This window comes from Pseudomonas sp. R9.37, assembly GCF_963878885.1.
Lineage (GTDB): Bacteria > Pseudomonadota > Gammaproteobacteria > Pseudomonadales > Pseudomonadaceae > Aquipseudomonas.
This window is the reverse complement of the sequence record NZ_CAWNZA010000046.1, coordinates 224,486-236,944: the sequence shown is the minus strand read 5'-3', so window position 1 is coordinate 236,944 and position 12,459 is coordinate 224,486. Positions and strand designations below refer to the sequence as shown.

The window sequence follows — 12,459 nt, the reverse complement described above, 5'->3', positions numbered from 1 at the left end:
ATTTCGCGCCCAGACTGGCTGCAAGGCGCGTTGAGATGGTGATCAAGAAGACCGGTATTCGGGCTCAGCAGGCCGACCAGACACGCGCGCGCATCTTGCATGCAGCGGTCAAGGTGTTCACCCGCGACGGTTACTCCGGCGGGCGCGTCGACACCATTTCCAAGGAGGCCGACTCCAACGACCGCATGCTTTATTACTATTTCGGCAGCAAGGAACACCTGTTCATCTGCGTGCTGGAACACATCTACGAGCAGTTCAACAAAGCCGAAAGCAAACTCAAGCTCAACCTGGAGGCACCCGTGCAGGCGCTGCAGGACCTGGTCGCGTTTATCTGGAATTACTACGTCAAGCATCCGGAATTCGTGGCGATTCTGAGCATCGAGAACCTGCACCAAGGCAAACACGCTCAACAGTCCGGGGAGATGCGCCGATTGTCGGGCGAAGCGGTTGGCGTGCTGAAACCGATCATTGAGGCCGGCCAGGCCCAGGGTGTGTTTCGCCAGGATGTCGACCTCAAGCACGTGTACTTGATGATCGCTTCGCTGTGCTACTTCTATAACTCCAACCGCCATACCCTCAGTTCGTTTCTGGGTGAAGACCTGGCGGATAAGGGGCAGCAGCAGGATTGGCTGGGGTTTATCACTGATTTGGTGCTGAGGGGCGTCTCCCCTAGCTCATCATAGAAACCGGCTCTGATCCCTGTGAGAGCTGGCTTGCCTGCGATGGCGATGTGTCAGGTAGTATTTTCGGTGCAGACACACCGCTGTCGCAGGCAAGCCAGCTCCCACATTTGATCTTTACCGGTTGTGGAATATCAGTGAGTGCCCGGGTTGGCCCGCAGGTGTGCGACCTTCTGCTCCACCCCCTTCCACTGCGCCGCATTCGGCGCAAATTGCCCGCGCAGGTACGCGACCAAGTCGGCAACCTGAGTGTTCGACAAACTGTCTTTGAACCCCGGCATATACCCCAGGTCCTTGGTCGCCGGGTTGCTGATGCCTTGTAAAATCACCTTGATCAAATTGTCCGGCTGATCACTGTGCACATTGGTGTTGGTCGCCAATGACGGGCTGACGCCAAACAGCTTTGGCCCCCGACCCTCGGCGTGGCAGGCCTTGCACGACCCTTCAAATACTCGCCGACCATTGGGATTGGGCACCGTCGCCGCCGCCACGGTTTGCGCCTCAACCGCCGCCTCGCCATTGAGCGACGCCAGGTACACCGCCATCGCGCGAATATCGGTCTTGGGCAACTTCGCCAACTCAGTCACCACCGGCCCCATCGGCCCCGCCGCCACGCCATGGGCATCGGAATAGCCGGTGCTCAAATAGGTGAATAACTGGTCCTCAGTCCATGGCGTTGGCGCCTTGGACAAACCCATCAACGCCGGCGCTTCCCACCCATCAACCATGCCTCCGGCCAGGAAGGATTTACCGCCCTTCTGCGCCCCCATCAGGTTGCGTGGCGAATGGCACGCGGCACAGTGCCCCAAACCATTGACCAGATAATTGCCGCGATTCCACTGCTCGCCGCGCTCCGGTTGCAGCGTGATTTCACCGCGCCTCAGGTTCAATGCATTCCACCCCGCCATCAACGGCCGGATATTGAACGGGAAGCGCATGGCATTCGGCGTCGGCGCCTGGCTCACTGGCGCTTGCGACATCAGGTAGGCATACAGCGCCTGCATGTCCGCCTCATTGATATTGCGAAACGCCGTATAGGGAAACGCCGGGTACAAATTGCGCCCGTCACGGCCAATCCCGTCGCGCATCGCCCGCTCGAACGCCGGGTACGACCAGGCGCCGATGCCGGTCTGCACATCCGGGGTGATATTGCTGCTGTACAGGGTGCCGAACGGCGTTTCCATCGCCAACCCACCGGCATTGGTCGCGCCGCCCGGTGCCGTATGGCACACCGCGCAATCGCCCACCGCCGCCAGCAAACGCCCGCGCTCCAGGGTGGCCTTGGACCAGGTGCCGGCGCTGGGCGGGGCAATCGGTGCGATCGCGCTGTGAAACGGCCAGGCCGTGGCCATCACCGCGCCCAGCGTCGCAAACAGCGCGCCAAACCACCATTTTTTGCGTTTCTGTGGCGACGTGGCAGGCTCGCCGAGGGTACCGGCATTCAGCGCTGCCAACACCCGCTCGGGCGTAATCGGCAACTCACGAAAACGAATGCCGGTGGCGTCATAGATCGCATTGGCAATCGCCGCCGCGCTGGGCACCGAGGCCGACTCACCGGCGCCCATCGGCGGCTGGTCCTGGCGCGGCATCATCAGCACGTCAATCTGCGGCACTTCAGGGAAGGTCAGGATCGGGTAACCGCCCCACTCCTTGCTGGCCACCGTCGATTCCTCAAAGGTCACCCGCTCCTTCAATACGCGGCTGGTGGACTGGATCACATTGCCGTGGATCTGATGCTGCACACCCGCCGGGTTGATCATCATCCCCGAGTCATGGCCGATCACCACCCGCGTCACCGAGACGTCGCCGGTGTGTTTGTTGATGGCCACATCCGCCACCCAGGCGGCCCACGCCGCGCCAAAACCGGGGAATTTACTGTGGATGTAGCGCGCGTAAGCAAAGCCACGGCCGCGCAACAAATGGTCTTCACTGGCGGTTTGCATGGGCGCAGTGCGCGGTGACCAGTTGGCGCGTTCGGCGGTGGATTTGACCAGGTCGATGGCGCGCTCGTCCTTGAGGTAGCGCAGGCGGTACTCCACCGGATCGACGCCGGCGGCAAATGCCAGCTCGTCGATATACGATTCGTGGGCAAAGGTATTGGGCAACGCCGACACACCGCGCATCCACGAGGCGCGTACGATGGGCGCCATGTCGTTGATAGTCACCCGCATGTTGTCGATGTCATACGGCGGGATCGAGGTGCGGTCGCCCATTTCGAACATCGCCGCCACGGGCTCAACGCGGCCGGTCAGCAACAGCGCCAGGGTCGGCGCGCCATTGGAGGGGTAGCTGGTTTCAAAATCGTACGCGGCAATGCTGCCGTCGGCGTTGAGGCCGCCGTCCACGTCCATCAACTGCGCCGTGCCCTTGGGCTCCCACAGGTGTTCCTGTTCGCGGGTCAGTTGCACGCGCACCGGCTTGCCCACCGCGCGCGACAACAGCAACGCATCGGCGCAGACGTCATCGGCGCAATTGCGCCCATAGCACCCGGCGGCTTCCATGCGAATCACGTCGATCAGCGCTTCATCACAGTCCAGCAACCAGGCCAGGTCGGCGCGCAGCAGATGCGGGTTCTGGCTGCCCGACCACACGCGACTGCCCGCGGCCTGATAGTCGGCCACGGCGCAGGACGGGCCGATTGAGCCGTGCATTTGATAGGGCCACAGGTAGCTGCGCGGCATCCGTTGGCTGGCGCCCGCCAGGGCTGCATCGACATCGCCCTGATCGAGCACCGTGCGGCGTACGCGCGGGTTGTCACGGATCGCCTGCTCGACATCGCTCATGTCCGGCAGGGCGTTATTCCAGGGCTTCCACTGCACCTGCAACTCATGGGCGGCCTTGATCGCCTGTTCTTCGCGCAACGCGACCACGCCCACAAAATCGCGGATCACCACCACGGCAACAATGCCGGGAATATGCGCGATGGACGCTTCATCCACACGCAGCAGGCTATTGCCGACAAAATCCCCGCAGTCCAGACCGGCATACGGCGGGCGCACGACGCGGCCGTGCAGCATGCCCGGCACGCGCATGTCGTGCACGTAGGTCAGCTCGCCCGTGGCCTTGCCGGGAATATCCACGCGCGCGGCGCCCTTGCCCACCAGGCGGTAATCCTCGATGGCTTTCAAGGGGGCGTCGCCGCTGATACGCAACTGGTCATGCTGGCCGCTGACCAACTCACCGTAAGGGGTGGCGCGCCCGTCTGCCGCCTGAATAACGCCCGCTTCGACCTTGAGGCTGGCGGTGCTCACGCCCCAGCGCCCCGCCGCCCGCGCCAGCAAAAAACGTCGTGCTTCGGCAGCCGCGTTGCGCAGCGGGATCGCCGAAATCTGCAAGGTCGCGCTGGCAATCGTCGCGCCCTGGTTCGGCGCGCGCTCGGTGTCGCCCAGCACCATGGTTACCTGGTCCATCGTCAGGTCCAGTTCTTCGGCGACGATCTGCGCCAGCGAGGTGCGAATGCCGGTGCCCAGGTCCACATGGCCGTTGAACGCATAGACCAGGCCGTCATCGTTGACCGCGATAAACAGCCCCAGCTCTTTGGGTTTCACAGTCGGCGTGCCGCCCTTGGCCACCGGGCCGGAGGGCGGCAGCACATCGTCGACGATCAACAAGACGCCCGTCTTGGCCAGCCACTGGTCACGGGAAAGTGGGATATCGGTCATGGTCGGCCATCCACGGTCAAGAGGTGAGCAGCACGCAATACGGCGCGCAGGATTTCGATATGAGTGCCGCAGCGGCAGAGGTTGCCCGAGAGTTCGTTGCGGATCTGGGCTTCGCTGGGGTTGGGATTACGGTCGAGCAAGGCTTTGGCCGTCATGATCATGCCGTTGAGGCAGTAGCCGCATTGCGCGGCCTGCTCGTCGATAAACGCCTGCTGCACCGGGTGCGGCGCCTGGCGTGTGCCGAGGCCTTCGAGGGTGACGATTTCACGCCCTGCCGCGCCCGCCAGCGGGAACACACATGAGCGTGCCGCGACACCGTCGATGATCACCGTGCACGCGCCGCACTCGCCCAGGCCGCAGCCGTACTTGGGGCCGTTGAGTGCCAGGTCATTGCGCAGCACCAGCAACAGCGGCGTGTCCGCCATGGCGCTGACTTCGCGGGTGCGGCCATTGACCTCTAGTGCAACCGTGATGGAGGGACTGATCATTCGCTTCGCCTGTGTCAGTTGGTGAAGTGGCTACTACACGAAACAGTCAAAAAAAAGCATCGCGGACCTGGGGTCTCGCGACACACTTGAATCGTGAAGTGGCTACTACATCAATACCGAGCAAAAACGATGCCAAGGGGTTGGGCTTACTCTGACGTACGCAGGTTTGTGATGGTTGTAGCGAGCGGGCTTGCCCCGCGTTGGGGCGCGAAGCGGCCCCTCGCTCAGGCAATGGGTTTATTCAGGTGAACCTCATGGCAGGGTTTGGGGCTGCTTGCAGCCCAACGCGGGGCAAGCCCGCTCGCCACTACAAGCCTGCTCGCCATATCAAGCCTGGTCGCCACATCAAGCCGCTGGTTTTAACAAGCCGGCCGGCTACGGGGCGCCCACTATTGCTGCGGGTCGTCGATCATCTTGCGCAGCAGGAACAACACCGCCACGCGCTCGGCCGGGTTGAGGTTGCTCAGGGTCAGTTCGCTGATCTGCGCGGCGCGCGGCGCCGTTTGCGCGACCAGGTCGGCGCCTGCGGCAGACAAATCCACCACCACCTTGCGCTTGTCTTGCGGGTCCGGCTCCAGCGTGATCAGTTCCTTGGCCTTGAGCCGCTCGACAATGCCGCGAATGGTCGCCTGGTCAACGGCCGTGGCCTTGACCAGTTCGGTGAGAGAACTTGCTCCGTGATCGCGCAGGGCACACAGGGTAACGAACTGCACGGCGGTGAGCTGGGAGTCGCCGACATTCTGCTGAAAAATCGCCAGGTGGCGCTGGTAGGCCTTGCGCAGCAGGTGGCCAACTTGTTCAGAGAAAACGTAGGAATCAGGCACGGCGGGCTCGGTGGGTGATTGGCGATGGGGAAGCATGATGGCTGGCTTACCGGATCGACTCAAGTTTCTCATCGAGGAAACACGGTTAGAACGGTGGGAGCGGGCTTGCTCGCGAAGGCGGCGTAGCAGTTAAAGATGTATTGACTGGCACACCGCATTCGCGAGCAAGCCCGCTCCCAGACAAGCCCGCTCCCACATTGGGATCTTCAGCGGGCCAGAGAGGCTGCCGGGGCGACTACGTCACCGGCGATAACCACCGCCTCGTCATCCAGGTACACATCGCAATGACGCAGCGGGATGTCCATGTGGCACGGCGTCTTGCGCGTGCCGCCCACTTCGGTATTCGGCCCGGTGGAGAACAGGAAATTGCCATAGAACGCCCGCGCGTCCATGCACATGCCGTCGTTCTTGTCATGCAAACCCATGGCGGTCCACTGCGCTTTTGGCTGCAAGCCCCAGCCGATATGAGAGATGCCGTACACCTCCGGATCGTTGAAGTACTTCATGTAATCACGCAGGTACTCGGCCTCGAAACCACCGTGGATCCTGGTGATAAAGCCCTTCTCGATTTCCAGCGTGATCTTCTCGCGGGTGTAGGTCTTGAATGGCAGGAGGATGTCGCCGACGTCCAGCACCAGCACGCCCTCGGCGGTTTCCTCGTTGGGCCAGGAGAACAGGAAGCCGCTGGGCCAGTGGTCCCAGCGCCCAGGCTCATCGGCAAAACCGTATTCGGTCACCGACGGGTACTGCCCCAAGGCGGCGCGAAAATCACTGCCGGCGCGGGATTTGACCTGAATCGAACGCGCCTTTTTCAGCAATCGCTCGGCCGCCAGCACACGCACCTTGTCTTCTTCGGTGGGCAGCATGCGCGCCAGCACTTCCGGCGGCTCCACGGCCAGCAGGATGCGCGTGCCGGTCTTGAGGATCTGCTCCTGTTCCGGCGAATGCAGCAGCATCATCGTGTCAACCACCAGGTCGGCGGCTTCCAGCGCACGCTGGGCGGCAATGTTGCCGGTGAGCGCGGTGTCGCCGCAGTAGGCGGTCATGTCATTGCCCATCGCACGCGGGTGATTGAACGACGGCAGCTCCACCGCATACACCTTGGCCCCCAGGCGCTGCGCCGCGTCCATTGCCGCGCGCACGGTGCGTGCGTCGGAGTAATGGCTCTTGAGCACGGCAACGCTCTGGGTCGGGTCGACCTTCGACAGCTTCAGCACGTGTTCAAACATCTGGGTCAGTTCGCAATCGCTTACCGGCATTTTCCTGTCTCCTGTGGGGCTGCACCAAGTTCAAGCACTGCGCTTCACTCTAGTGCACTTTTATAGCGTATACGCCAATTAATAACGATAAGACCTGAATTGCAGGCGGACTGCAAGCGGCGCGCCAATTCGTTACCAATCGACACACACCTAGCAATTACTGACTGCAACGCGTTACACAGGATAAATAGGGCCAAAAAATAAATTTGCGAAAGTGGGCTTCCCATTTCAAAAAATGAGCGTATACACTTTAAAAACCTTGCAGACAGACGCTGCCGACAATCACAAAGAAAGAGGATTACGCCCCATGGGAAGCACTCAAAAAATCGCCATCGTCGGTGCCGGCCTGGGCGGTGCCGCCGCCGCCACCCTGTTGCAGCAAGCCGGTTTTGACGTAGATATCTACGAACAAGCGCCGGAGTTTTCCCGGTTGGGCGCGGGGATCCACATGGGCCCCAACATCATGAAAATCTTCCGCCGCATGGGCATCGAACAGCAGCTGGACCTGATGGGCTCGCACCCCGAGCATTGGTTCAGCCGTTGCGGCGAAACCGGCGACTACCTCTCGCGCATCCCGCTCACCGGCTACGGCGCCTCGTATGTCACCGTGCACCGCGGCGACCTGCATGCGCTGCAGATGTCCACCCTCAAGCCCGGCACCCTGCACTTCAACAAGCGCCTGGAAACCCTCGAAGAAACCGACACCCAGGTGCGCCTGACTTTCGCCGATGGCGAAGTGACTTATGCCGACATCGTGATCGGCGCCGACGGCATCAACTCGAAAATTCGTGAAGAACTGCTCGGCGTGGAAAAACCGCTGTACAGCGGCTGGGTCGCGCACCGCGCATTGATCCGTGGCGAGCAGTTGGCCAAGTACGACCTCACGTTCGAAGACTGCATCAAATGGTGGACCGAAGACCGCCACATGATGGTGTATTACACCACCGGCAAACGCGACGAGTACTACTACGTGACTGGCGTGCCGCATGCCGAATGGGACTTCCAGGGCGCGTTCGTCGACAGCAGCCGCGAAGAGATGTTCGAGGCGTTCCAGGGCTACCACCCCACCGTGCAGGCCCTGATCGAGTCCACCGAAAGCGTGACCAAATGGCCGCTGCGCAATCGCAACCCGCTGCCACTGTGGAGCCGAGGTCGCCTGGTGCTGCTCGGTGACGCCTGCCACCCGATGAAACCGCACATGGCCCAGGGCGCCGGCATGGCCATCGAAGACGCCGCCATGCTCACCCGCTGTCTGCAGGAAACCGGCATCAGCGATTACCGCACCGCGTTCCAGCTCTACGAAGCCAACCGCAAGGAACGCGCCTCCCGCGTGCAGGCGGTGTCCAACGCCAACACGTGGCTGCGCACCCAGGAAGACCCGGATTGGGTGTACGGCTATGACCTGTACGCGCAGCCACTGAAATCGGGGGTGGCCGCGTGAGCACCTTTCTCTATGGCGGCAATGTCCAGTCCAACGGCATTCGCCAGCACTACCTGCGCTACGGCGGCAACGGCCCGGCGCTGATTTTGATTCCGGGCATCACCAGCCCCGCGATTACCTGGGGGTTTGTGGCCGAACGCCTCGGCGCGCACTTCGACACGTACGTGCTGGATGTACGCGGGCGCGGCTTGTCGTCCACCGGAGCCGAGCTGGATTACAGCGCCGAGACCTGCAGCGATGACATCGGCGCATTCGCCGATGCACTGAAGCTGGACCGTTACCACCTGGTCGGCCACTCCATGGGCGCGCGCTTTGCCGTGCGCAGTGCGGTCAAGCATCCGCAAGGCGTAAACCGTGTGGTGCTGATCGACCCGCCAGTGTCCGGCCCCGGTCGTCGTGAATACCCGAGCAAATTGCCGTGGTACGTCGATTCGATCCGCCAATCCCTGGTTGGGATGGATGCACAGGCCATGCGCGCCTTCTGCGCCACCTGGACACCCGAGCAACTGCAACTGCGCGCCGAATGGCTGCACACCTGCTTTGAGCCCGCCATCGTGCGCGCCTTCAATGACTTTCATACGGTGGACTTTCATCAGGACCTGCCTCACCTCAAGGCCCCTGCCCTGTTGATGGTAGCCGGGCGCGGCGGCGTGATCCTCGATGAAGACATCGCCGAAATCCAGGACCTGCAACCGGCCATCCAGGTCGTGCGCGTGCCCAACGCCGGGCACATGATTCCGTGGGATGACCTCGAGGGCTTCTTCGACGCTCTCGGCGACTTCCTCACCCACTAAGAACGGAGACCACCATGCAGAAGCTTTACCGCATCGGCCAGATCGTGCCGAGTTCCAACACCACCATGGAAACCGAGATCCCGGCGATGCTCAACGCGCGCCAGGCCATCCGCCCGGAGCGTTTTACTTTCCACTCCAGCCGCATGCGCATGAAGCAGGTGCGCAAGGAAGAACTGGCGGCAATGGACGGCGAGTCCGACCGCTGCGCCATTGAGCTGTCCGACGCCAAAGTGGATGTGCTGGGGTACGCCTGCCTGGTGGCGATCATGGCCATGGGCTTGGGTTATCACCGCAAATCCGAGCAGCGCCTGCGCCAGGCCACTGCCGATAACGACGCCAATGCCCCGGTGATCACCAGCGCCGGCGCACTGATCGAAGGCCTCAACGTCATGGGGGCCAAACGCATCGCCATCGTCGCGCCGTACATGAAGCCGCTGACCGAACTGGTGGTGAATTACATCCGCGAAGAAGGCTTTGAAGTGGTGGACTGGCGGGCGCTGGAAATCCCCGACAACCTCCAGGTTGCGCGCCACGACCCGGCCAACCTGCCGGCCATCGTCGCGGACATGAACCTGGAAGGCGTCGATGTGATCGTGCTCTCGGCCTGCGTGCAGATGCAGTCGTTGCCAGTGGTCGCCAAGGTCGAGGCGCAAACCGGCAAGCCGGTACTCACTGCCGCCATCGCCACTACTTACGCGATGCTCAAGGCCCTAGATTTGGAGCCGATCGTGCCCGGTGCCGGCGCCCTGCTCTCCGGCGCGTACTGAACATGCTCGTGGCTGGCGGGCTTGCTGTGCCAAGCGGGCCTGTCGTGGCTAGCGCGCTTGTCGTGGCGAGCGGGCTTGCCCCGCGTTGGGCTGCGAAGCGGCCCCTCGTCCAGGCAATGGGTTTCGTCAGGCAAACCGCATGGCAGGTTTTGGGGCCGCTTCGCAGCCCAACGCGGGGCAAGCCCGCTCGCCACGACAAGCCCGCTCGCCACAGTAAACCCGCTTGGCACAGTAAACCCGCTAGCCACAGTCAACCCGCGCGCCACGACGCAGAGAATGAGGTGAAAAACCAATGAGCGAACAATCTGCCGACGCCAACTACCAAGGCGTCTGGGGCAATCGCATCGGCTTCGGCAAAAAGGCCGCGCTGCTGATGATCGACTTCATGCAGGGCTACACCACCGAAGGCGCGCCATTGTTCGCACCGGGCGTGGTCACGGCGGTGGCCGAAAGCGTCGAGTTGCTGGCCACTGCGCGCCAGCATGGGATTGCGGTGGTGCACACCAATATCCGCTACCATCGCGGCCATTTCGCCGATGGCGGCATCTGGGTCAAGAAAGCCCCGGTGATGAAAGACATGGTCGAGGGCAACCCACTGGCGGCGTTCTGCGCCGAGGTGCTGCCCCAGGACGATGAAGTGGTGATCACCAAGCAGTACGCCAGCGCGTTTTTCGGCAGCAGCCTGGCCCCGATGCTGCACGCTCAAGGCATCGACACCGTGGTACTCGCCGGCTGCTCCACCAGCGGCTGCATTCGCGCCACGGCGGTGGATGCGGTGCAACACGGGTTTCGCACCATCGTCGTGCGCGAATGCGTCGGCGACCGACACCCGGCGCCCCACGAAGCCAATCTGTTCGACATCGACAGCAAGTATGGCGACGTGGTGAGCAAGCAGGAGGCGATGAGCAAGTTCAGGGAGCAATAACGATTCACCAGGAACCACGACAAAGAGCGTGGTCCGGAAAAAAAACTGAGCGTCTCCCACTTTGGAATGCAATCGAATGTGGGAGCGGGCTTGCTCGCGAAGGCGGCCTGTCAGGCAAAAATGCACTGACTGATCCACCGCTTTCGCGAGCAAGCCCGCTCCCACACTTGATCTCCTCTAACAGGGAAATCTCAGTCTTCTGACACTGCCTTTGGAAGTCGCTTTTACAGCACTCCGAAGTGCTGGAACAAAAGCGGCTGTATAAAAACCATAAGTCACCGCCAGGAGACACCCCAATGCCCATTGCGAATGCAGCGCCCGCGACCACCGTCGCCGACCCCGTCACCACGCTCTACCACAAGATCACCTGGAAGCTGATTCCGTTTCTGTGTTTCTGCTACCTGGCCGCTTACCTGGACCGCATCAACATCGGCTTCGCCAAACTGCAGATGCTCGACCAGCTGCACTTCAGCGAAACCGCGTTCGGCCTTGGCGCCGGCTTGTTTTTTGTCGGCTACATCATCTTTGAAGTGCCCAGCAACCTGGTGCTGGAACGGGTCGGCGCGAAAATCTGGATCGCGCGCATCATGATCACTTGGGGCCTGCTCTCGGCCTGCACCATGCTGGTCACCTCTACCACGCAGTTCTACATCCTGCGCTTTCTGCTCGGCGCCGCCGAAGCCGGGTTTTTGCCGGGTGTGTTGTATTACTTGACCACCTGGTTCCCGACGCATCGGCGCGGACGCATCATCGCGCTGTTCATGATCGGGCTGCCGCTGTCCAGCGTGATCGGCGGTCCGTTGTCCGGCTGGGTCATGAGCCACTTCGACAACCTGGGTGGCCTGCGCGGCTGGCAATGGCTGTTCCTGATCGAAGCGGTGCCCAGCGTTTTGCTCGGCGTGCTGACTTTCTGGGCGCTGCCCAATACTTTCCAGCAAGCCAAATGGCTGTCGGACGACGAAAAGGCCCTGCTCGAAAGTGAGCTGCGCAAGGACGAAGCCGATGCCACCGGCAGCAAGCACAGCTTCCGCGACGGCTTCTTCAACCTCAAAGTGTGGATGCTCGGCGGTATCGACTTCTCGATCCTGCTCAGCGCCTACGCCATGGGGTTCTGGATGCCGACGTTCATCCGCAACGCCGGGATTACCGACACGTTCCACATCGGCATGCTGACTGCATTACCCAGCGTGGCGGCCTTGCTCGGCATGCTGTTGATCGGCGCCAGCTCCGACAAACATCGCGAACGCCGCTGGCACATTATTGTGCCGTTCCTGGTCGGTGCGGCCGCCATGGCCACCAGCACATTCTTTACCCATAACGTGGTGGCCACGGTGGTGCTGTTCGCCATCGCCTCGGCCGCGATCATCGGCGCCGTGCCGGTGTTTTTCAGCCTGCCGGCAACCTTTCTCAAAGGCACCGCAGCAGCCACCGGCTTTGCCCTCGCCTGCTCGGTGGCGAACATCGCCGGCCTGGTGAGCAACTCGCTGATGGGCGTGGCCATCGACGTCACCGGCAGCAGCGCGGGCGCCTTGTGGTTTTTCGCCGGCTGCCTGATCCTCAGCAGCTTCCTGGTCATCGCCCTGCCGGCGAAACTGGTGAACCGTTAACAACAACAATTT

The 12,459-nt window shown here is 62.1% G+C and carries 10 protein-coding genes; 6 read left to right on the top strand and 4 right to left on the bottom strand.

Annotated features, from left to right (window positions below):
* Positions 1–35 precede the first annotated feature (35 nt).
* Entirely contained in the window at positions 36–683 is a 648-nt protein-coding gene (locus AACU78_RS22940) for a TetR/AcrR family transcriptional regulator (protein WP_106577959.1), read from the top strand.
* Positions 684–814: 131 nt separating this feature from the next.
* Here AACU78_RS22940 and AACU78_RS22935 read toward each other — a convergent pair whose 3' ends face one another.
* The 4 genes from AACU78_RS22935 to AACU78_RS22920 form a co-directional block, all read right to left on the bottom strand.
* Positions 815–4,342 (bottom strand): molybdopterin cofactor-binding domain-containing protein, encoded by a 3,528-nt coding sequence (locus tag AACU78_RS22935; RefSeq protein ID WP_106577958.1) that lies wholly within the window; start codon positions 4,340–4,342, stop codon positions 815–817.
* Positions 4,339–4,830, bottom strand: a complete 492-nt coding sequence (locus AACU78_RS22930) for a (2Fe-2S)-binding protein (RefSeq protein WP_106577957.1) — start codon at positions 4,828–4,830, stop codon at positions 4,339–4,341. The genes AACU78_RS22935 and AACU78_RS22930 overlap by 4 nt, the downstream gene beginning before the upstream one ends.
* Positions 4,831–5,219: 389 nt before the next feature.
* Entirely contained in the window at positions 5,220–5,654 is a 435-nt protein-coding gene (locus AACU78_RS22925; RefSeq protein ID WP_106578155.1) for a MarR family winged helix-turn-helix transcriptional regulator, read from the bottom strand.
* Positions 5,655–5,860: 206 nt separating this feature from the next.
* Complete coding sequence (locus tag AACU78_RS22920) at positions 5,861–6,913, bottom strand: 2,5-dihydroxypyridine 5,6-dioxygenase (RefSeq protein WP_106577956.1); 1,053 nt, start codon at positions 6,911–6,913, stop codon at positions 5,861–5,863.
* Positions 6,914–7,220: 307 nt separating this feature from the next.
* Here AACU78_RS22920 and AACU78_RS22915 point away from each other — a divergent pair, with 307 nt between their 5' ends.
* The 5 genes from AACU78_RS22915 (at position 7,221) to AACU78_RS22895 (ending at position 12,447) form a co-directional block, all read left to right on the top strand.
* Entirely contained in the window at positions 7,221–8,354 is a 1,134-nt protein-coding gene (locus tag AACU78_RS22915) for an FAD-dependent monooxygenase (RefSeq protein ID WP_106577955.1), read from the top strand.
* Positions 8,351–9,148, top strand: coding sequence for an alpha/beta fold hydrolase (locus AACU78_RS22910; RefSeq protein ID WP_106577954.1), 798 nt, complete (start codon positions 8,351–8,353; stop codon positions 9,146–9,148). The genes AACU78_RS22915 and AACU78_RS22910 overlap by 4 nt, the downstream gene beginning before the upstream one ends.
* Positions 9,149–9,162: 14 nt before the next feature.
* A complete protein-coding gene (locus AACU78_RS22905; protein ID WP_106577953.1) occupies positions 9,163–9,915 on the top strand; it encodes a maleate cis-trans isomerase family protein in 753 nt (250 codons plus the stop codon).
* Between the two features lie 292 nt (positions 9,916–10,207).
* Complete coding sequence (locus AACU78_RS22900) at positions 10,208–10,840, top strand: N-carbamoylsarcosine amidohydrolase (protein WP_106577952.1); 633 nt, start codon at positions 10,208–10,210, stop codon at positions 10,838–10,840.
* Between the two features lie 296 nt (positions 10,841–11,136).
* Complete coding sequence (locus tag AACU78_RS22895; RefSeq protein WP_106577951.1) at positions 11,137–12,447, top strand: MFS transporter; 1,311 nt, start codon at positions 11,137–11,139, stop codon at positions 12,445–12,447.
* Positions 12,448–12,459 lie beyond the last annotated feature (12 nt).

Coding starts and splice junctions, on each gene's coding strand:
- AACU78_RS22920 (WP_106577956.1), bottom strand. CDS start 6,913: ATGCCGGTAAGCGATTGCGAACTGACCCAGATGTTTGAACACGTGCTG.
- AACU78_RS22900 (WP_106577952.1), top strand. CDS start 10,208: ATGAGCGAACAATCTGCCGACGCCAACTACCAAGGCGTCTGGGGCAAT.
- AACU78_RS22895 (WP_106577951.1), top strand. CDS start 11,137: ATGCCCATTGCGAATGCAGCGCCCGCGACCACCGTCGCCGACCCCGTC.
- AACU78_RS22940 (WP_106577959.1), top strand. CDS start 36: ATGGTGATCAAGAAGACCGGTATTCGGGCTCAGCAGGCCGACCAGACA.
- AACU78_RS22915 (WP_106577955.1), top strand. CDS start 7,221: ATGGGAAGCACTCAAAAAATCGCCATCGTCGGTGCCGGCCTGGGCGGT.
- AACU78_RS22930 (WP_106577957.1), bottom strand. CDS start 4,830: ATGATCAGTCCCTCCATCACGGTTGCACTAGAGGTCAATGGCCGCACC.
- AACU78_RS22905 (WP_106577953.1), top strand. CDS start 9,163: ATGCAGAAGCTTTACCGCATCGGCCAGATCGTGCCGAGTTCCAACACC.
- AACU78_RS22935 (WP_106577958.1), bottom strand. CDS start 4,342: ATGACCGATATCCCACTTTCCCGTGACCAGTGGCTGGCCAAGACGGGC.